The 19,212-nt window shown below is 74.1% G+C and carries 15 protein-coding genes; 9 read left to right on the forward strand and 6 right to left on the reverse strand.

Annotated elements, in window-relative coordinates; all coding sequences use genetic code 11:
• Nucleotides 1–15: 15 nt before the first annotated feature.
• From ACA514_RS37485 to ACA514_RS37495, 3 genes are all read right to left on the reverse strand, one after another.
• Nucleotides 16–1,095 (reverse strand): DUF3616 domain-containing protein, encoded by a 1,080-nt coding sequence (locus ACA514_RS37485; protein WP_375046030.1) that lies wholly within the window; start codon nt 1,093–1,095, stop codon nt 16–18.
• Between the two features lie 63 nt (nt 1,096–1,158).
• Nucleotides 1,159–2,340 (reverse strand): cytochrome P450, encoded by a 1,182-nt coding sequence (locus ACA514_RS37490; RefSeq protein WP_375046031.1) that lies wholly within the window; start codon nt 2,338–2,340, stop codon nt 1,159–1,161.
• A gap of 64 nt (nt 2,341–2,404) precedes the next feature.
• Complete coding sequence (locus tag ACA514_RS37495; RefSeq protein WP_375046032.1) at nt 2,405–3,805, reverse strand: KamA family radical SAM protein; 1,401 nt, start codon at nt 3,803–3,805, stop codon at nt 2,405–2,407.
• A gap of 156 nt (nt 3,806–3,961) precedes the next feature.
• On the opposite strand from ACA514_RS37495, the gene ACA514_RS37500 reads away from it, so the two are divergent.
• Together ACA514_RS37500 and ACA514_RS37505 are read left to right on the forward strand one after the other, a co-directional pair.
• Nucleotides 3,962–5,017, forward strand: a complete 1,056-nt coding sequence (locus tag ACA514_RS37500; protein WP_375046033.1) for an L-erythro-3,5-diaminohexanoate dehydrogenase — start codon at nt 3,962–3,964, stop codon at nt 5,015–5,017.
• A 52-nt stretch (nt 5,018–5,069) separates the two neighbouring features.
• On the forward strand, nt 5,070–6,401 hold the full coding sequence (locus ACA514_RS37505; protein WP_375046034.1) for a DUF2252 domain-containing protein: 1,332 nt from the start codon (nt 5,070–5,072) through the stop codon (nt 6,399–6,401).
• 25 nt (nt 6,402–6,426) lie between these two features.
• On the opposite strand, the gene ACA514_RS37510 is transcribed toward ACA514_RS37505, so the two are convergent.
• Complete coding sequence (locus tag ACA514_RS37510; RefSeq protein WP_375046035.1) at nt 6,427–8,034, reverse strand: SpoIIE family protein phosphatase; 1,608 nt, start codon at nt 8,032–8,034, stop codon at nt 6,427–6,429.
• A 101-nt stretch (nt 8,035–8,135) separates the two neighbouring features.
• On the opposite strand from ACA514_RS37510, the gene ACA514_RS37515 reads away from it, so the two are divergent.
• Nucleotides 8,136–8,936 carry an SAM-dependent methyltransferase gene (locus ACA514_RS37515; protein WP_375046036.1) on the forward strand — a complete coding sequence of 267 codons (801 nt, stop codon included), beginning with the start codon at nt 8,136–8,138 and terminating at the stop codon, nt 8,934–8,936.
• A 51-nt stretch (nt 8,937–8,987) separates the two neighbouring features.
• Nucleotides 8,988–11,336: an ATP-binding cassette domain-containing protein gene (locus ACA514_RS37520; RefSeq protein WP_375046037.1), complete on the forward strand. Its 2,349-nt coding sequence runs from the start codon at nt 8,988–8,990 to the stop codon at nt 11,334–11,336.
• A 120-nt stretch (nt 11,337–11,456) separates the two neighbouring features.
• Here the strand turns inward: ACA514_RS37520 and ACA514_RS37525 are convergent, their stop codons facing one another.
• A complete protein-coding gene (locus ACA514_RS37525) occupies nt 11,457–12,065 on the reverse strand; it encodes a hypothetical protein (RefSeq protein WP_375046038.1) in 609 nt (202 codons plus the stop codon).
• 2 nt (nt 12,066–12,067) lie between these two features.
• Nucleotides 12,068–12,838, reverse strand: coding sequence for a hypothetical protein (locus tag ACA514_RS37530; RefSeq protein ID WP_375046039.1), 771 nt, complete (start codon nt 12,836–12,838; stop codon nt 12,068–12,070).
• Between the two features lie 376 nt (nt 12,839–13,214).
• Between ACA514_RS37530 and ACA514_RS37535 the strand changes: the two genes are divergently transcribed.
• The 5 genes from ACA514_RS37535 (at nt 13,215) to ACA514_RS37555 (ending at nt 19,192) form a co-directional block, all read left to right on the forward strand.
• Nucleotides 13,215–14,843 carry a lysine 5,6-aminomutase subunit alpha gene (locus tag ACA514_RS37535; protein WP_375046040.1) on the forward strand — a complete coding sequence of 543 codons (1,629 nt, stop codon included), beginning with the start codon at nt 13,215–13,217 and terminating at the stop codon, nt 14,841–14,843.
• Nucleotides 14,840–15,694 carry an OAM dimerization domain-containing protein gene (locus tag ACA514_RS37540; protein ID WP_375046041.1) on the forward strand — a complete coding sequence of 285 codons (855 nt, stop codon included), beginning with the start codon at nt 14,840–14,842 and terminating at the stop codon, nt 15,692–15,694. Before ACA514_RS37535 ends, ACA514_RS37540 begins: the two co-directional genes overlap by 4 nt.
• Nucleotides 15,691–16,086: a hotdog fold domain-containing protein gene (locus tag ACA514_RS37545; RefSeq protein WP_375046042.1), complete on the forward strand. Its 396-nt coding sequence runs from the start codon at nt 15,691–15,693 to the stop codon at nt 16,084–16,086. The genes ACA514_RS37540 and ACA514_RS37545 overlap by 4 nt, the downstream gene beginning before the upstream one ends.
• Before the next feature lie 587 nt (nt 16,087–16,673).
• Nucleotides 16,674–18,431 carry an apolipoprotein N-acyltransferase gene (lnt, locus tag ACA514_RS37550; RefSeq protein WP_375046043.1) on the forward strand — a complete coding sequence of 586 codons (1,758 nt, stop codon included), beginning with the start codon at nt 16,674–16,676 and terminating at the stop codon, nt 18,429–18,431.
• Between the two features lie 5 nt (nt 18,432–18,436).
• Nucleotides 18,437–19,192, forward strand: coding sequence for a polyprenol monophosphomannose synthase (locus ACA514_RS37555; protein WP_375046044.1), 756 nt, complete (start codon nt 18,437–18,439; stop codon nt 19,190–19,192).
• Nucleotides 19,193–19,212: the final 20 nt, after the last annotated feature.

Here is a 19,212-nt window from a genome sequence, read left to right on the forward strand (position 1 = left end):
CACGGAAGCGAGCACTTATTTGGGGAGCCGGACGACGTCGGCCAGCACGCCGCCGTCCGCGGTGAGGCGCTCGGGCGCGGGGCTGTCGTAGACGACCAGGAGCCGGGTGCCCGCGCCGTGCGAGCCGTCCAGGACGGCGAGGCCCTCGGCGTGGTCGTCGCCGTCGCCGTAGGGCAGGTCGCCGAGCAGCGGCAGTTCGTCCGCGGTGACGACCTCGGGCGCGTCGGTACCGGCGATGCCCGGCCAGCGGTGCACGCGCACGGGACCGTCCAGGTCCATGGTCGGGCCGGTGAGGATCAGCAGGTCGTCGCCGTCCGGGCACAGGTCGCGGATGCCGAGGCCGCCGAGGTCCAGGAAGTGGGTGCGGTACAGGGCCTTGCCGTCGCCGACCGGCAGCAGCTCCAGCCGTCGCGGGTCGTCGGGGTGGGTGTCCGGGCGGATCTCCACGAGGACGGCCCAGCCGCGCAGCACCGGCCCGCGCAGCCCGATGTAGAGCCGGTCGCGGTGCGCGGCGACCCCCTCGATGTCGATGCCGTTGTCCTTGCTCGGGATCGCCAGGAACGGCGCCAGGTGCGGATCGTCCTCGAGCAGGTCGGTGATGGAGTCGCGGCGCAGGCCGAGGACGGCGGCGGTGCGGCCGCCGTCCTCGCGGACGACCTCCGGCAGCCCGTCCGCCCCGGTGGCCAGGGGGAGGCGGGCCAGCACGAACCGGTTGTCCTCGCGCACCACCGACGCCAGCCGCTTGCGGGCCTTCGCGCCCGTCTGACCCGGCTTGATCTTCTTGCGCTTGAGGCTGTGCGAGCCGATCGCCCACAGCCAGCCGTTGCTGCGCGCCAGGCCCTCGATGTCGGCCTCCTCGTCGGGGCCGGCGGGCAGCTCGACGAGATCGGCGAGCGCGACGGTGGTGTGCCCCTCGTAACCGGTGACGAGCCCGTCCGCGTCGAGGGTCGCGGTGAGCCGCTCGATGGTGGCCGTCTCGTCGCCCGCCACCCACAGGCAGCGGCCGTCCTGGCGCACGGCGGACAGGTTGGTGTGCGTTTCGGCGTCCCGGCTTTCGCGTCCGAAGCGCAGCTCGACCCGGCGTTCCACGATCATGAGCGGAATGTTCCCACAAAACGGGTGTCGCCTCGGCGTGCCGCGCGAGGCCCGAAACGGCCGCTACCGGTCCCAGAGGACGTGCAGGCGCGGCGGCTTGCGGAAGACCAGCCCGTGCGCGCGCGGCGTGTGGGACGGATCGAGGCGCAGCCCCGGCAGCTCCAGCAGCGCGGCGACCGCCGTACGGGCCTCCAGCCTGGCCAGGTGGGCGCCGAAGCAGAAGTGCGGGCCGTGCGCGAACGCCAGGTGCTCGGCGGCGTTCGCGCGCCGCACGTCGAACCGGTCGGGGTCGGGGAACACCGCCGGGTCGCGGTTCGCGCCCGCGATCGACACGCGCACCAGGTCCCCCTCGCGCACCGTGACCTCGCCGAGGACGGTGTCGCGGGTGGCGTAGCGGTCGACGACCGACGCCGACGGCTCCAGCCGCAGCGACTCCTCGATCGCGGCGGGCAGCAGGCCGGGATCGTCCAGGACGAGCCGCAGCTGGCCGGGATGGCCGAGCAGGTGCAGCAGCGTGTTGGCGATCATCCCCTCGGTGGTGTCGATGCCGCCGAACATCAGGATCGCCGCGTTCGCCACGACCTCCGCGGTGGTGAGCCCGGCCCCGTCCGCGGCGGCCTCCGCCAGCAGCGACCCGGGCGCGCCGGCGGTGATCGCCTTCTCGACGGCGGCGCGCAGCAGCGCGTACGCCTCGTCCGCGCGGGCGGGCGCGTCCCCGCCGGCGGTGATGGCGGACACCGCCTCGACGAACGCCCCGTACCAGGACCGGATCGTCGCGGCGTCCACGCCTTCCAGCCCGAGCGCCTCGGCGACGACCGCGACGGCCAGCGGGCCGGCCAGGTCGCCGCGCAGCTCCGCCCGCCCGGCCGGCGCGAGCCCGCCGACCAGCCGCGCGACCTCGGCCTCGACGAACGCGGTGAACCGCTCCCGGGTCCGCGCGGGCCGGAACGGCCGCGCGAACGGGTCGCGGTGCCGGGTGTGGACGGGCCCGTCCAGCGAAAGCATGCTCGGCCCGACGACCCGCGCGGTGGAGAAGCGCGGGTCGTCGACGGTGAACGCCGCCGCGTCCCGCATCACCCGCAGCGCCAGGTCGCGGGAGGTCACCAGCCAGCCGCCGAGGGCGGGCAGCCAGGAGGCGGGCTCGGCGGCGCGCAGCCGGGCGAGCAGGGGGTGCGGGTCGTCCTCCAGGTCGGCCACCGTCGCGGTGGCGCCGACCGGGAAACGGGACGTCAGCTCAGAAGTCACCCGTCCGAGGATATTCCGCCCGACCGCCCCTGCATGTGATCTACATTGTAAAGGTGTCGGGCGGTCATGCCGCCTCGGCCTGCTCGCGCCACCATTCGCGGCCGCGGTCGGGCAGCGTGTAGATCGGGTCGTAGTACTCGTACTGGCGCGTCAGGGCGTCCGGATCGGACAGCTCCAGGCCGGTGCGGTAGTTCTTCGTCCAGTAGGAGACGCCGCGCTCGCGGTCGTAGTCGGCGAGCTGGTGCACCCAGCGCTTGCCGACGTAGGGGACGTCGCACACGATGCGCGGGGTCGCGAAGCCGGGCAGGTAGCCCATGATCGCGTGCTGCAGCTCCTGCGCCTCCCAGACCGCGAGCCGCCAGTGCTCGCTGCTCGGGATCATGTCGCACATGTAGAGGTAGTACGGCATGATGCCGGCCTCGTCGAGCAGCGCGAACGACAGGTCGAGCAGCTCGGCGGGGGAGTCGTTGACCCCGCGCAGCAGCACGCCCTGGTTGCGGACGTCGCGGATGCCGGTGTCGAGCATCGCCCGCGCCGCCTTGGCGACCAGCGGCGTCACCGACCGGGCCGCGTTGACGTGGGTGTGGATCGCGATCTGCACGCCGCGCTGGTTCGCCTTGGCGGCCAGGCGCTCCATGCCGGCCCGTACTTCGTCCTGCAGCCAGTGCTGCGGCAACCCCATGAGCGCCTTGCTGGCCAGCCGGATGTCGCGGATGTTGTCGATGTCCAGCAGTGCGCCGACGAACGACTCCAGGCGCGGCCACGGCAGGTTGGCGACGTCGCCGCCCGACACCACCACGTCGCGGACGCCGGGCGTGCGACGCAGGTAGTCGAGCATGGCCTCGTGCCGGTCCGGGGGCCGGATGGTGAACTTGTGCTTGTCGACGTTCGGCGTGGAGTTGCCGACCAGGTCCATCCGGGTGCAGTGCCCGCAATACTGCGGGCAGGTCGGCAGCAGCTCGGCCAGCACCTTGGTCGGATAGCGGTGGGTGAGCCCCTCGACGGCCCACATCTCGGCCTCGTGGAGCGAGTCGCGCGTGGCGTAGGGGTGCGAGGGCCAGTCGGTGCGCCGGTCGCTCAGCACCGGGAGCATGTAGCGCCGCACCGGGTCGGCGTAGAACGCCTCGGTGGACGAGGTGTCCATCGTGTTGAGCATCTGCGGAGGCAGCAGCATCGACATCGTCGCGCGCTCCGCCTGGTCGCGCACGAGGTCGGCGTAGAACGACTCGTCCAGCAGGTCGCCCATGACCGCGCGGAGCTGGCGGATGTTCTTCACGCAGTGCGCGCGCTGCCACTGCGCCGACTCCCAGTCCGCGTCCGTGACGTCGCGCCAGCCAGGCAGCCGCCGCCAGTCGGGCTCCTCCAGCGGCCGGCGCCGGTAGGCGTAGGGCTGGCGCGCCGCGTCCCGGTCGGCCACCGGGGTCCGGACGGCCGCGTCCGGGTCCGGATGCAGGGCAGTGGTCATCGTCGACCGCCTCCTCGCGTCACATCGTTCGCATAAAAGTCTTGTATGGAGCCGACGTTACGGGAAGACTTCCACTGAAACCAGTGGTGCTCGGTATATCTTCCGGGGCATCACCATGGATCACACGGGACGCGGACGTTGCGGGAGGGCGCGGGGATGAGCGGAGCCGGGACGGCGGCGGGGACGGGGACCGCCGTGGGGCTGCACCGGGTGCTGGAACCGGCGGGCGTGCTGCCGCAGGCGGCGGCACGGCTGGACACCGACCCGGCGATCCGCCCCGACGAGGTGCGCGTCCGCGTCGAGCGGCTCAACCTGGACGCCGCGTCCTACCGGCAGCTGCACACCGCGCACGGCGGCGACCCGGACGCGATCCGGGCCGAGGTGCTGCGGATCATCGGCGAGCGCGGCAAGATGCACAACCCGGTCACCGGGTCGGGCGGGATGCTCGTCGGCACCGTCGAGGAGGCCGGGCCGGACTCGCCGCTCGGGCTGAGGCCGGGCGACCGCGTCGCCACCCTCGTCTCGCTCACCCTGACCCCGCTCGCCGTCACCGACGGCCTGGCCCGCTGGGACGGCCGGTCCGAGCAGGTCCCCGCCGACGGGCACGCGATCCTGTTCGCCCGCTCCATCGCCGCCGTCCTGCCGGACGACCTGCCGGTGCCGGTCGCGCTGTCGGTGATGGACGTGTGCGGCGCGCCCGCGCTCACCGAGCGGGTCGTCGCCTCCCGCGAGCGCCCCGTGGTCGCGGTGCTGGGCGGCGCAGGCAAGAGCGGCTCGCTGTCGCTGGCGGCGGCGCGCCGCGCGGGCGCGTCCCGCACGATCGGGCTGGTGCCGACCGCCGAGGAGGAGGACCTGCTGGCCGCGACCGGCCTGGCCGACGCGGTGGTGCGCGCCGACGCCCGCGACCCGGTCGCGGTCGCCGCCGCGATCGGCGAGCCCGCCGACGTGACCGTGGTGTGCGTGGACGTGCCGGGCTGCGAGCACGGCGCGATCCTGGCCACCGCGCCCCGCGGCACGGTGGTGTTCTTCTCCATGGCCACCTCGTTCTCCGCCGCCGCGCTCGGCGCCGAGGGCCTGGCCGCCGACGTGACCATGCTGATCGGCAACGGCTACGTCCCCGGGCACGCCGAGACCGCGCTCGGCCTGTTGCGGTCGGAACCGGCACTTCTCCCGCTGTTCACCGCCCGGGCGGGGGCGGATTCGGCAGAATGATCGCGAACTCCCCGGCTGCGGCGGGGAGCACGCGAGCATCGAGGGAGAGAGCATGGCGAGCGTCATCGGGGCACTGCACGACCGCGATCCCAAGGAGCGCCAGAGGCAGATCGTGGACGTGCTGGTCGAGGCGTTCGCGGACCTGATGGAGCGCAGCCCCGCCGAGTTCCGCCGCCGGTTCCGCAAGATGGCCTCCGACCCGTTCGCGTTCTACCGGGGCAGCGCCTGCCTGTTCTACGCCGACGTCCAGCACGACGACGACCGGTGGGTGGACGAGCGCACCAGCCGGGTGTGGATCCAGGGCGACCTGCACGCGCAGAACTTCGGCACCTACATGAACGACGACGGCGTCTTCGTGTTCGACGTCAACGACTTCGACGAGGCCTACGTCGGGCACTTCACCTGGGACGTCAAGCGGCTGGTGGCGAGCCTGGCGCTGCTGGCGTGGCAGAAGGCGATCTCCGACGCCGACATCCGGCGGCTGATCGAGACCTACGTGCGCGGCTACGTCGACCAGGTCCGCCGGTTCGCCGCGCACGAGGGCGACGAGAAGTTCGCGCTGACCCTCGACAACTCCGACGGCTACGTCCGCGACGTGCTGATCGAGGCGATGGGCGGCACCCGGATCGGGCTGCTGGACGGGATGACGGTCGTGGAGGGCCCCGACCGCCGGTTCCGCGACCGGCCCGGCGTCCGCCGCCTGGACGACGCCGAGCGCGCCAAGGTGGAGGCCGCCTACCAGGACTACCTGCGGACCATCCCGGCCGAGAAGCGGTTCGGCAGCCTGACCTACCAGGTGAAGGACATCGTTGGCGCGTCCGGCTTCGGGATCGGCTCGGCGGGCCTGTCGGCGTACAACATCCTGGTGGAGGGCAACACCCAGGCGCTGGAGAACGACGTCATCCTGTCGATGAAGCAGGGCAACGTCGCCGCCCCCAGCCGGGTCGTCGACGACGCCCGCATCCGCGAGTACTTCCAGCACCACGGCCACCGCACCGCGGTGTCGCGCCGGGCGTTGCAGGCCAACACCGACCCGTGGCTCGGCTACACCCAGATCGACGGCGTCGGCTACGTGGTGCAGGAGCTGTCGCCCTACGAGGAGGACCTGGACTGGGGCGGCCTCACCGAGCCGGAGGACATGCTGTCGGTGCTGGACGACCTCGGCCGGGCCACCGCCAAGGTGCACTGCGTGTCCGACACCGACTCCGACCACACCCTGGTCGGCTTCCAGGTCGAGGACGCCATCAACGCGGTGATCGGGGCGGACGAGTCCGCGTTCGTGGAGGACATGGTCGCCTTCGGCACCGGCTACGCCGAGATCGTCCGCCGCGACCACGAATTCTTCGTGGACGCGTTCCGCAACCACCAGATCCCCGGCCTGTAGCGGCCGGCCGCCGGCGGGCCGCGCGTCAGGCCGCGCCGGCGGCGCGGACGAGGAGGAGGGCGATGTCGTCGTGGCCCTGCTGGTCGGCCAGCAGGGCCAGGACGCCGTCGGCGGTCTCGTCCAGCGACGGGGACCGCGAGGCGACGAGCGCGGACGCCAGCCGGGCGATGCCCTCGTCGACGTTGCGCATCCGGCTCTCCACCAGCCCGTCGGTGTAGAACGCGAGGGTCGCGCCGTCCGGGACGACGCCGGCGAGCTGCTCGTACTCGGGCGGGTGCGCCGGGTCCGACACCCCGAGCGGCAGCCCGTGCGGGACCGCGAAGTGCCGGGCCGTGCCGTCGGCCAGCGCCAGCAGCGGCGGCGGATGCCCGGCGCACGCCAGCTCGCAGCGCATCGTGGCCGGGTCGCACACCAGGCACACGCAGGTGGCGAACTGGGCGGCGTCCAGGCTCTGCGCGATCGTGTCCAGCCGGGTCAGCACCTCGGCGGGCGGCAGCTCGCAGCCGGCGAGGGTGTGCGCGGCGATCCGCAGCTGCCCCATCGCGGCGGCGGCGGTGACGCCGTGCCCGACCGAGTCGCCGATCACGATGGCGACCCGCTCGCCCGGCAGCTGGACGACGTCGTACCAGTCCCCGCCGACGTCGCTGCCGGCCGGCACGTACCGGTCGGCGATCTCCAGCCCGGCGGGGACGGTGACGCGGCCCGGCTTCAGGCTCGCCTGCAGAGCGGTCGCGGTGCGGTGCTCGCGCCGGTACAGGCAGGCGTTGTCGACGCAGGTCGCGGCGCGGGCCGCCAGCTCGCCCGCCAGCGCGGTGTCGGCGGGCGCGAACGGCAGCCGACCGCGTTTACGGCTGAACACCGCGAATCCCAGCACGCGTTCCCGCGCCACCAGCGGCACCGCCAGCAGCGACACATGGTCCAGCAGCCCCTCCATCGCGGGACCGGTGCGGTGCACGAGCGCATCCGGGATGGCGTCGCTGCCGAACTCGACCATGCGGGCGGTGTTGACGCAGCGGGCGTAGGACGTGCCGGGCGGGTAGACGATGACCTCGTTGACGGGGAACTCGCGGGACCAGGCGCGCGGGTCGTCCTCGGCGAAGGCGATCGCGAGCCGGCGCACCACCACCGCCGCGTCACCGCCGGCGACGGCGGGCGGGACGGGCCGGCCGTCCGCCAGCAGCGATTCGAGCACGTAGATGGCGCCGGCGTCGGCGAACCGGGGCACCGCCACCCCGACGACCTCCGCGGCGGTGCGGTGCAGGTCGAGGGTGGAGCCGATCCGGCGGCCCGCCTCGTTCAGCAGCTCCACCCCGTCCGCCCACGGCGGCGCGACGGTCAGCGCCACCAGCGTCCGGCCGGACCCGGCCGCCATCGGGTCGCAGGCCACCAGCGGATGGCCGCCCGGCAGCGGCAGCGTCCCGCGCCACGGACGGCCCGCCGCGGCCTGCTTGAGCGCGTCGGCCAGCGGCCCGGCGGCGGCGCGCCCGACCAGGTCGGCGAGCCGCGCGCCGACCGCGGCGCGCGCCGGGCGGCCCAGCAGGCGGGCGGCGCCGTCGCTGCAGGCGGTGACCGTGCCGTCCGGGGTCAGCAGGACGGTCACCGGGCCGGCGTGCGGCGCGAATGGCTCTGACATCGGTCCTTCACTGTCGGCTGCGCGAGGGCGGCCGCGGTGTGACTCGCGTTACGCTGAATCCCCCCGCGGACGACGCCCTCGGCTGAAAAGGGAGACGATGCATGGACTCCGAGTGGATCCCACCCGAGGTCGACGGTCAGAGACCAAGCGTCGCACGGGTGTACGACTTCCTGCTCGGCGGAGGGCACAATTTCGCGTCCGATCGTGACCTGGCGACCGGGCTGCTGCGGATCGAGCCGCAGGCGCGGGAGCTGGCGCACGCGAACCGGGCGTTCCTGCGCCGTGCGGTCCGCACGGCGGCGCGGGCCGGCGTCGACCAGTTCGTCGACATCGGGTCGGGGATCCCCACACAGGGGAACGTGCACGAGGTCGCGCAGAGCATCAACCCGGACGCGCGGGTGGTGTACGTCGACAACGACGACGTCGCCGTCGCGCACAGCCGGGCGATCCTGGCGGGCAACGACCGCGCCACGGTGATCCAGGCCGACATGCGTCGTCCCCTCGAGATCCTGGCCGACCCGGAGCTGAACCGGGTCGTCGACCTGGCGAAGCCGGTGGCGTTCCTGCTCGTCGCGGCGCTGCACCTGGTCAAGGACGAGGAGGACCCGGCCGGCATCGCGGCGGTGCTGCGCGACGCGGGCGCGCCCGGCAGCCACCTGGTCCTGTCCCACCTCACCCACGAGGCGCAGCCGGGCAAGACCGCCGCGATCGGCAAGCTGTACGACCGGGCGACCTCCCCGGCGGTGTCGCGGTCGCACGCGGAGATCCTGCGGTTCTTCGACGGCTGGGACCTGCTGGACCCGGGCCTGGTGTACGTGCCGCTGTGGCGCCCCGATGACGACGACGAGGTGAAGGACCCCGAGCGGTTCCTGGTGTTCGGCGGGGTCGGCCGCCGCCCCTGACCTGCGGGTACCGGCGCCGGGCCGCGGCGGCGGGCCGGTAGTGTGCTGATCATGCAGGCCGCCGACGACCCGTTCGTGCGGGTGCGCGGCGCCCGCGAGCACAACCTGCGCGGCGTGGACGCCGCGATCCCGCGCGACGCGCTGGTGGCGTTCACCGGCGTGTCCGGGTCGGGCAAGTCGTCGCTGGCGTTCGGCACCCTGTACGCCGAGGCGCAGCGCCGCTATCTGGAGTCGGTCGCGCCGTACGCGCGGCGGCTCCTGCACCAGGTCGGGGCGCCGGCCGTCGACGAGGTGACGGGGCTGCCGCCGGCGGTGGCGCTGGAGCAGCGCCGGTCGGTGCCGTCGTCGCGGTCGTCGGTCGGCACGGTGACGACGCTGTCGAACTCGCTGCGGATGCTGATGTCGCGCGCGGGGGAGTACCCGGCGGGCGCCGACCGGCTGGACTCCGACGCGTTCTCCCCGAACACCGCCGCGGGCGCCTGCCCGCACTGCCACGGCCTGGGCGAGGTCCACGAGGTCACCGAGGCCTCGCTGGTACCCGACCCGTCGCTGAGCATCCGCGACGGCGCGATCGCCTCGTGGCCGGGCGCCTGGCAGGGCAAGAACCTGCGCGACATCCTGGACGCGCTCGGCCACGACATCGACCGCCCCTGGCGGGACCTCCCGCAGGACGAGCGCGACTGGATCCTGTTCACCGACGAGCAGCCCGTCGTGACCGTCCACCCCGTCCGCGAGGCGCACCGCATCCACCGCCCGTACCAGGGCACCTACTCCAGCGCGAAGCGGCTGGTGCTGCGCGCCTATGCCGACTCCAAGAGCGAGGCCCGGCGCAGGCGCGCCGAGTCGTTCCTGGTCTCGGCCGTGTGCCCGGTGTGCGGCGGGCGGCGGCTGCGGCCGGAGGCGCTCGCGGTGACCTTCGCCGGCCGCACCGTCGCCGAGCTGACCGCGCTGCCGCTGTCGGCGCTGGCGGGCGTGCTGCGCCCGCACCTGGCCGGGGACGGGCCCGCCGCCGTCCTGGCCCGCGACCTGACCGCCCGCATCGAGGTGCTGGAGGAGCTCGGCCTGGGGTACCTGGCCGTGTCCCGCCCGGCCCCGACCCTGTCGGCGGGGGAGCTGCAGCGGCTGCGGCTGGCGACGCAGCTGCGGTCCGGGCTGTTCGGCGTGGTGTACGTGCTGGACGAGCCGTCCGCCGGCCTGCACCCCGCCGACACCGAGGCGCTGATGACGGTGCTGGAGCGGCTGAAGGCGGCGGGCAACACCCTGTTCGTGATCGAGCACGACATGGAGGTCGTGCGCCGCGCCGGCTGGGTCGTGGACGTCGGCCCCGGCGCGGGCGTGCACGGCGGCCGGGTGCTGCACAGCGGGCCGGTCGCCGGCCTGCGCGGTGTCGGCGCGTCGGTCACGCGCCGGTTCCTGTTCGAGGAGCGCGCCCGGCCCCGGCGGGAGCCGCGCGAGCCGTCGGGGGCGCTGGAGCTGCGCGGCGTCACCCGGCACAACCTGCGCGGGCTCGACGCCGACGTGCCGCTCGGGGTGTTCACCGCCGTCACCGGCGTGTCCGGATCGGGCAAGTCCACCTTCGTGGACGTGCTGGCCGAGCACGCGGAGGCCGCCGCCGCGGTGGGGCGGGTGGTACGGGTCGACCAGCGGCCCATCGGGCGCACGCCCCGCTCCAACCTGGCGACCTACACCGGGCTGTTCGACGCCGTCCGCAAACGGTTCGCCGCCACGGACGAGGCGAAGGCGCGCGGGTACGACGCGGGACGCTTCTCCTTCAACATGCCCGGCGGCCGGTGCGAGAACTGCCAGGGCGAGGGATACGTCTCGGTCGAGCTGCTGTTCCTGCCGTCCACCTACGCGGTCTGCGACGTCTGCCACGGCGCCCGCTACAACCCCGAGACGCTGCAGATCACCTGGCACGGCGCGACGATCGCGGACGTGCTGGCGATGACGGTGGAGGAGGCGGCGGGGTTCCTGGACGAGGTCGCCCCGGCCGCGCGCGCCCTGGCGGCGCTGCGCGACGTCGGCCTGGGGTACCTGCGGCTCGGCCAGCCGGCCACGGAACTGTCCGGCGGCGAGGCGCAGCGCATCAAGCTCGCCACCGAGCTGCAGCGCGCCCGCCGCGGCCACGTGCTGTACCTGCTGGACGAGCCGACCACCGGCCTGCACCCGGCCGACACCGAACTGCTGGCCCGGCAGCTGCACGCGCTGGTCGACGGCGGCGCCACGGTCGTGGTCGTCGAGCACGACATGGACGTGGCCGCCTCCGCCGACCACGTCATCGACCTGGGGCCCGGCGGAGGCGGCGAAGGCGGCCGCGTCGTCGCCCAGGGCACGCCGGCCCGGGTCGCGGCGGCGTCCGCGAGCCGCACCGCGCCGTACCTGAAGGCCCGCCTGCCCTGACCGGCCCGCGACGCCTCCCGGAAGCGCGGTGCGCGCCCCCGCCCGACCCCGGCGCGGCGGGACGGGCGAGGACGCGCGGGTCGGCACGCTCGCGAGCGCGTCAGCGGGCGGACGCGGATGTCAGCGGGCGAACGCGATGGCCGTCCCGGCGCTGACGACGACCGCGATGACCACCAGGACCAGCGACGTGCTGAGCGGGCTGCGCCGCCGCTCCAGCGGCTTCGCCTTAGACTTCGCCGCCCGGTTGACCGCGTGCGGCGACGGCGCGGGCCTCTTCGGCCGCGGGTGCGGCACCACCGGGACCGGTGCGGGCGCGAGCACCCGCGCCGGGTGCGGTGCGGGCGCCGTCGGGCTCGGTACGGGCTCGGGCGGCGGCGCCTCCGGGACGTGCACCGGCGGCGCGGCCGCGGGCGGCGGCTCCGCGGGCGGAGCCTCCGGATGGGTCTCCGGCGGCGGCTCCGGCGCGGGCGGGGTGGACGGCGGCGGCGTCGGCTTCGGCGGGGGCTCCGGTGCGGGCGACGGCGGCTCGGCGCAGCCCGGCGCGCCCGGCCCGACGTTCACGTGGACCTCCCCGTCGATGCACACACTGACCCCGCCGCCGCCCTCGCCGGTGACCGTCACCGAGGACGACGGGTCGGGCACCGGGTCGGCGAACGCGCACGGCGGCAGCGCGAGCGTGCCGGCCAGCGCACCGGAGATCGCGGCGGGCAGCAGCGGCAGGCGGCGCACGCTCAGCCACCCCCGGCGATGCGCCGCAGCTCCGCCGCGGCGCCGGTGAAGGCGTCCGGGTGGACGGCGAGCCCGCCCCGGAACACGTGCGCGATGTCGAAGACCAGGTAGATGCCGGCGGCCAGGAGCGCGGCCATGAGGCCGAGCGGGATCAGCGTCATCCCGCGCGGGCGGGCGCCGGAGAACATGGGCAGCAGCATGACCGCGATCCCGGTGAGGACGGTGACGACCAGCAGCCCGAGGGGCGGGGTGGTCTTGGCGTCCATGGCCCGCTGGTGACGGGCCGCGGAGACCTCGGTGAGGTGGTCCAGGACGCTGCCCTGGGCGTTCTGGAGCTCGTCGGTGGACGCCTTCACCGCGATCACCTCGCGGCGCAGCCCGTCGAGGTCGGCCCATCCGGCCGCGCTGAGCCGGCCGTGGTCGCGCATCAGCCGCCACTCGGGGCCGCTGACCAGCTCGACGTAGTCGCGCAGCCCGGCCTGGACGCGCTGGGCGTCGGCGGGGGGCAGCCGGGAGGCGGACCAGTACGCCTCGACGACCGCCTGGCTCTCGGCGTAGGTGTTGGACCGGGCGGAGTCGGCCGAGGTCCACGGCACCACGATCGCGATGGCGAACGCGAGCAGGAACAGCGCCGACAGCATCGCGCCGGTGTGCGCGGCGGTGGGGCCGTCGGGGTCGGGGTCGTCCACGCCGTGCCGCCCCCGCCGCACCAGCCGGCTCGCGAGGATCACCACGATGACGGCGCACACCGCGGCCGCAATATAAATGATCATGCCCCTCCCGGCAGACCGGTCACTCCGCCGGCGGGGCCTGCTCCCCGCCGGCGCGCGACTGTCGGTGATTATAAGTTCACCAAGCGTGTCCGTGTCGTGGTTTCGCCTTGGTCATCACCTGGAGGTGACCCGGCCGTCCGGGGCGGGAAGCAAAGGCTGGCCCACGGCGCGGTTTCGCAGGACCGGGGGAGCGGGGGCCGCCGACGGGGAAGGACAGCATGGGGAGCTGGGACGTGCGCCCGCGACGGCAGGGAAGTGCTGTTAGTTCTTGCGATTTATGGTGTTGATGCCGGAAGATCTCCGGTAGACAACTCGCATAGAAGGACGATTGTCGGCAACCGGCCTGAGAGGGGCGGAAGCGTGAGGGGAGACGGCAATGGCGCCGCAGGGAAAGCTGGACCTCGACCCGCAGGTGGTGGACACCGCCCGGCGGCTCGCCGCCCGGGCCGCCGAACCGATCATCCGGATGGCCCGCACCCACACCACCGTCTCGGTCGAGCGGGCGCTGCTGCGGCTGGCGGGCCTGACCGGCGCCGACGACGAGGGCCGTCCGTGGGCCAACCACCTCGCCGATACCGTCCGCGACCAGGTCGGCCTCGAGCACGGGCTGGCGCTGCCGGTGTGGGACGCCCTGCTGACCGGGCCGCACCGCTCCCTGCGCGACCTCGCTGAGGCCGCCGCCCGGGGCCGGGTGTCGTTCCGGCTGCCCGCGGGGACCGATGCCGCGCACGCCCGCGAGGCCGCGGCCGCCGCCGCGCGCGGCGGCATCGCCCGCGTCGACCGCCGCCGCGCCGAGCGCGACGCGCTGCTGGCCGAACTGCCCACCCCCGACGCGGCCGACCCGCCGCGTCCCCTCGTCTACCTCATCGTCGCCACCGGCGACATCTACGAGGACATCCCGCAGGCCCAGGCCGCCGCCCGCGAGGGCGCCGACGTCGTCGCGGTGATCCGCTCCACCGGCCAGTCGCTGCTGGACTTCGTCCCCGAGGGCGCCACCCGCGAGGGCTACGCCGGCACCTACGCCACCCAGGAGAACTTCCGGCTGATGCGCGCGGCGCTGGACGACGTCTCCCGCGAACTCGGCCGCTACGTCCAGCTGACGAACTACGCCTCCGGGCTGTGCATGCCGGAGATCGCGACGCTCGCCGGGCTGGAACGCCTGGACATGATGCTGAACGACTGCATGTACGGCATCATCTTCCGCGACATCAACCCCCGCCGCACCTTCATCGACCAGCGCTTCTCCCGGCAGATCCACGCCCGCGCCGGCATCGTGATCAACACCGGCGAGGACAACTACCTCACCACCGCCGACGCGGTCGACGCGGCGCACACCGTGATCGTCAGCCAGCTGCTCAACGAGCGGTTCGGCCACGAGGCGGGCCTCTCGGACGCCCAGCTCGGCCTCGGCCACGCCTTCGAGATCGACCCGGCCGTCCCCGAGTCGTTCCGGCTGGAGCTCGCGCACGCCCAGCTCGTCCGCGAGCTGTTCCCCGGCGCGCCGCTGAAGTACATGCCGCCCACCAAGCACATGACCGGCAACATCTTCGCCGGCTACCTGCTGGACGCGTTCTTCAACCTCGCCGGGGTGCTGACCGGGCAGTCGATCATCCTGATCGGGATGATGACCGAGGGCATCCACACCCCCTGGCTGTCGGACCGCGACCTGGCGCTGGAGAACGTCCGCTACGTCCGCGACGCCTGCGGCGCCCTCGCCGAGGACTTCGTCCCCCGGCCCGACGGGATGATCGTCCAGCGGGCCAGGCGGGTGCTGTCGGAGTCGGTGGAGCTGCTGGAGCGCATCGACGACGACGGGCTGCTCACCGCCATCGCCGAGGGCACCTTCGGCGTCACCCGCCGCCCGCCCGACGGCGGCAAGGGCCTGGACGGCGTCGTCGAACGCGCCGACGGCTACTTCAACCCCGCGATCGAGATCCTCGACACCGAGGACCCGCACGCCCACCATGCCACGGCCGACGCCGCAGCCCAGGAGGTGCCCGCATGACCGTCGAGACGACCGGAGGGACGCAGGCCCCGGCCGAGCCCGCCGACACCCGCCAGGTGATCCGCCCCTACGGCGACACCACCGGTGACGGCATGGTCCAGATGTCGTTCACGCTTCCCGTCCCGGCCGGCAAGCGCGCCGACGCCGCCGCACTGCAGCTGGCCGGGAAGATGGGCCTGGACCCCGCCAGCGTGGTGCACGCCAAGCCGATGGGGCCCGACTTCACCTTCTTCATCGTCTACGGCAGGGTCGGCCACCTCATCGACTACGCCTCCATCCCCGTTCCCGAGGAGCGGGCCTACCCGCTGCTGTCCTCGCAGGAGGTCAACCTCGCCATCCGGGGCGCGCTGAACCGGCGGCTCGTCGTCGTCGGCGCCTGCATCGGCACCGACGCCCACACCGTCGGCATCGACGCGATCCTCAACGTCAAGGGCTTCGCGGGGGAGAAGGGCCTGGAGTACTACCGGGAGATCCAGGTGGTGAACATGGGCGCCCAGGTCACGGTGGAGGAACTCGTCGAACGCGCCAAGGCCGAGGACGCCGACGCCGTCCTGGTCTCCCAGGTCGTCACCCAGAAGAACGCGCACCTGCACAACACCAAGCAGATGGCCGCCGCGTTCCACGCCGAGTATCCCACCGCCGTCGCCGCCGGCATGGGACGGCCCCTGCTGGTGGTCGGCGGCCCGCGCTTCGACACCGTCACCGAGGAGGACCTCGGCGTCGACCGGATCTTCGGCAAGGGCACCACCCCCGCCGAGGTCGCCAGCTACCTCGTCCACGCCCTGCTTCCGGGCACCGCCGTGCAGGAGGCCCGGCAGGCGGACGACGGCGAACGAGAGGACGAGCGATGAGCGACCCCCGCGAGGGCCTGACCGTCACCCACCGCCGCTACGTGCCCTACGCCCACGCGCACTACGCCGGGGACCTGGTCGACGGCGCCTACATGCTCGGCCTGTTCGGCGACGTCGCCACGGAGGTGTGCATCCGCACCGACGGCGACGAGGGCCTGTTCGCCTCCTACTCCGACGTGCAGTTCCGCGCGCCCGTCCGGGCCGGGGACGTGCTGGAGGCCAGCGCCGTCGTCACCCGGGTCGGCACCCGCAGCCGCACCCTGGACTTCCAGGCGCGGGTGGTGTGCCGGGGCCGTCCCGACAAGGGCGAGTCGTCCGCCGAGGTGCTGGCCGAGCCGATCGTCGCGGTCACCGCCACCGGCACCGTCGTGGTCCCCGCGCCCGGGGAGTGACCGCCCGCGGAGTGACCGCCCGGGCGAGGACCCGGCGGCGGCCGCGACGGAATTGACGCCCGGCCACGATCATGGGGCTGAGCTGGGAGAACGAAGAGTCGCCGCAGAACATGCGGCGGTTGACAAGGGCCGCGAAGCCGGTAGTTTTGCTGCAGTCCAGCACGGGACTCACCGATCGGCCGCCCGGGTCGCCACCGGGCACCGCGCCGCGGCGGGACGAGAGCGGGCCACACCGGTGGCCGACGCCGTGCCCGTCCGAGCCAGTGCGGTGGTCCGGGCCGGTGTCCGGGCGGAGCCGCCCGATCGCGCGGGGGGTTGGACCCGGGAAGGGCCCGGACATCCAGTAGAAAACGGAGACCCGCTCTCACCGCCTGTGGGACGGCTCCGGCCCGACGGATGTCACGGGCCCTCTTCCGCGTCCGCGCGCCCTCCGCGCCCTCCTGTCACCGCCTCCCGCGGCGTCCGCGCGGGTCGCCGGCCCGTGGCGTCGCCGCGCGAGCGGGCATACCGTGACCGGTAGGTGGTCGCCGCGGGCACGACGGGCCGGTAGCGTTCCCGCGAACGGATCGAGCGAACGAGGGGTGGACGTGGCCCAGGAGACCCTCCCGGACCGGCCGCCGGCCAGCGGACCCGCGGACCCGGACGGCGGCCCCGGCGCGGCGGGGCGTCCCGGCCGCGCCGGGCGGCTGGGACGGCGGCTGCGCCGCTTCCTGCGGACCGGCGGGCGCGCCGGATGGCCCCGCACCGTCGTCGTGATCGCCGCGGGCCTGGCGCTGTGCCTGGCCTTCCCGCCGTTCGACCTCACCCCGCTGGCGTTCCTCGCCGTCGCCGCGCTCACCCTCGCGGTGCGCGGGCAGGCGGCCCGCACCGGCGCCTGGCTGGGCTTCCTGTCCGGCGCCGCGTTCTTCCTGCCCGCCCTCGACGGGCTGATCCCGGTCGGCCCGGACGCCTGGGCCGTGCTGAGCCTGGTCGAGGCGCTGTACTTCGTCCCCATGGGCGCCGCGATCGCGCTGGTCACCCGGCTTCCCGGCTGGCCGCTGTGGACGGCCGGGCTGTGGGTCGGCCAGGAGGCGCTGCGGGGCCGCGTGCCGTTCGGCGGGTTCCCGTGGGCGCGGCTGGCCTTCAGCCAGACCGACACGCCCCTGACCCCGTACGCCTCGCTCGGCGGGGCGCCCCTGGTCACCTTCCTGACCGCGCTGATCGGCGGGCTGCTGGCCTTCGCCGTCCTGGCCGCCTGGCGGCTCCGCCCGTCGTCTCGCCGGGGCGCCGCGGACGGCGCGGACGGCACGCGGCCGGAAACGGCCGGACGCGGCGACCGCGAGCCCGCCGCCGAGGAACCGGCCGGCGCGCCGCGCGCCCCCGGCCGCCGCCGCGCCGCCGCCTCCGCCGTGCTCGCCCTCGCGGTGGCCGGAGCGGTCACCGGCGCGGGCGCGCTCATCCCGACCCCCTCGGACGGCCCGCGGGTCACCGTCGCCGTCATCCAGGGCAACGTGCCGCGCCTCGGCCTGGACTTCCTCGGCCAGCGCAAGGCCGTCCTGAACAACCACGTCAAGGCCACCCACGAGCTGGCCGCCCGGATCCGCGCCCACAAGGTCGCCAGGCCGCAGCTGGTGGTGTGGCCGGAGAACTCCAGCGACCTGGACCCCTACACCGAGCCCGACGCCTACCGGGCCATCGACGGCGCCGTGAAGGACGTCGGCGTCCCGGTCCTGGTCGGCGCCCTCACCGACACCCCCGACCGCAAGAAGGTCGAGAACCGCGGGATCGTCTGGGACCCGGTGACCGGCCCCGGCGACTACTACGTCAAGCGGCACCCCGTCCCGTTCGGCGAGTACCTGCCGTTCCGCGACGTCCTCACCAAGATCATCAAGCGGTTCGAGCTGATCCCCCGGGACTTCGCCAAGGGCACCCGGTCGGGGGTCATGCGGCTCGGCCCCGTCGACATCGGCGACGTGATCTGCTTCGAGGTCGCCTACGACAAGGAGGTCCGCGACGTCGCCCGCGGCCGGATCCTCGTCGTGCAGACCAACAACGCCACCTACGGCCGCACCAGCCTGCCGCCGCAGCAGATCGCCATGTCGAGGCTGCGGGCGGTCGAACATGGTCGTACGATCTTGGTTGCCGCGACGAGCGGGATCAGCGCGATCGTCGCCCCGGACGGCCGGATGATCGACCGGTCCGGGGAGTTCGTGCCCGACATCCAGGTCGCGAGCGTCCCCGAGCGCACCGAGCGCACCCTGGCGGACCGGCTCGGCGAGTGGCCGGAATGGGTGCTGGTCGTGCTGGGCATCGGTGCGCTGTGCGCCGCGGCATGGACGACGGTCAGCAAGAACGAGGAGATTTGACACCGATGGAGATCCCAGCCGAGCTCGGCAGGGTGCTCGTGATCATCCCGACCTACAACGAGCGGGAGAACATCGAGCGCATCACCGGCCGGGTGCGCAAGGCCGTCCCGTCGGTGGACGTGCTGGTCGTGGACGACGCCAGCCCGGACGGCACCGGCGAGGTCGCCGACGCCATGGCCGCCGCCGACGAGCAGGTCAAGGTCCTGCACCGCACCGGCAAAGAGGGCCTCGGCCCCGCCTACATCGCCGGGTTCCGGTGGGCCGCCGACCACGGCTACGACGTCATGGTCGAGATGGACGCCGACGGCTCCCACCAGCCCGAGGAGCTGCCCCGGCTGCTGGCCGCGCTCGAGGACGCCGACCTGGTGATCGGCGCCCGCTGGGTGCCCGGCGGCAAGGTGGAGAACTGGCCCAAGCGCCGTGAGGCGCTCTCGCGCGGCGCCAACACCTACGCCCGGATGATGCTGCGCATCCCGCTGCACGACGCCACCGGCGGGTACCGCGCCTTCCGCGCCGCCACGCTGGACAAGATCGGCCTGGAAGGGGTCGACTCGCGCGGCTACTGCTTCCAGATCGACCTGGCGCTGCGCGCGCTCCACAAGGGGCTGCGCGTCGTCGAGGTGCCGATCACCTTCGTCGAGCGCGTGCACGGCACCAGCAAGATGAGCCGGGACGTGATGATGGAGGCGGCGCTGCGCATCACCCAGTGGGGGGTGGCCGGGCGCGCCGGGGGGAAACGTTCGGAGCCGCCGCGGCGTTGACACGGGTACAGGCATCCCGC

This window comes from Actinomadura sp. NTSP31 (assembly GCF_041951385.1).
GTDB lineage: Bacteria > Actinomycetota > Actinomycetes > Streptosporangiales > Streptosporangiaceae > Spirillospora > Spirillospora napierensis.

Coding starts and splice junctions, on each gene's coding strand:
- ACA514_RS37485 (WP_375046030.1), bottom strand. CDS start 1,095: ATGATCGTGGAACGCCGGGTCGAGCTGCGCTTCGGACGCGAAAGCCGG.
- ACA514_RS37495 (WP_375046032.1), bottom strand. CDS start 3,805: ATGACCACTGCCCTGCATCCGGACCCGGACGCGGCCGTCCGGACCCCG.
- ACA514_RS37500 (WP_375046033.1), top strand. CDS start 3,962: ATGAGCGGAGCCGGGACGGCGGCGGGGACGGGGACCGCCGTGGGGCTG.
- ACA514_RS37505 (WP_375046034.1), top strand. CDS start 5,070: ATGGCGAGCGTCATCGGGGCACTGCACGACCGCGATCCCAAGGAGCGC.
- ACA514_RS37510 (WP_375046035.1), bottom strand. CDS start 8,034: ATGTCAGAGCCATTCGCGCCGCACGCCGGCCCGGTGACCGTCCTGCTG.
- ACA514_RS37515 (WP_375046036.1), top strand. CDS start 8,136: ATGGACTCCGAGTGGATCCCACCCGAGGTCGACGGTCAGAGACCAAGC.
- ACA514_RS37520 (WP_375046037.1), top strand. CDS start 8,988: ATGCAGGCCGCCGACGACCCGTTCGTGCGGGTGCGCGGCGCCCGCGAG.
- ACA514_RS37530 (WP_375046039.1), bottom strand. CDS start 12,838: ATGATCATTTATATTGCGGCCGCGGTGTGCGCCGTCATCGTGGTGATC.
- ACA514_RS37535 (WP_375046040.1), top strand. CDS start 13,215: ATGGCGCCGCAGGGAAAGCTGGACCTCGACCCGCAGGTGGTGGACACC.
- ACA514_RS37540 (WP_375046041.1), top strand. CDS start 14,840: ATGACCGTCGAGACGACCGGAGGGACGCAGGCCCCGGCCGAGCCCGCC.
- ACA514_RS37545 (WP_375046042.1), top strand. CDS start 15,691: ATGAGCGACCCCCGCGAGGGCCTGACCGTCACCCACCGCCGCTACGTG.
- ACA514_RS37555 (WP_375046044.1), top strand. CDS start 18,437: ATGGAGATCCCAGCCGAGCTCGGCAGGGTGCTCGTGATCATCCCGACC.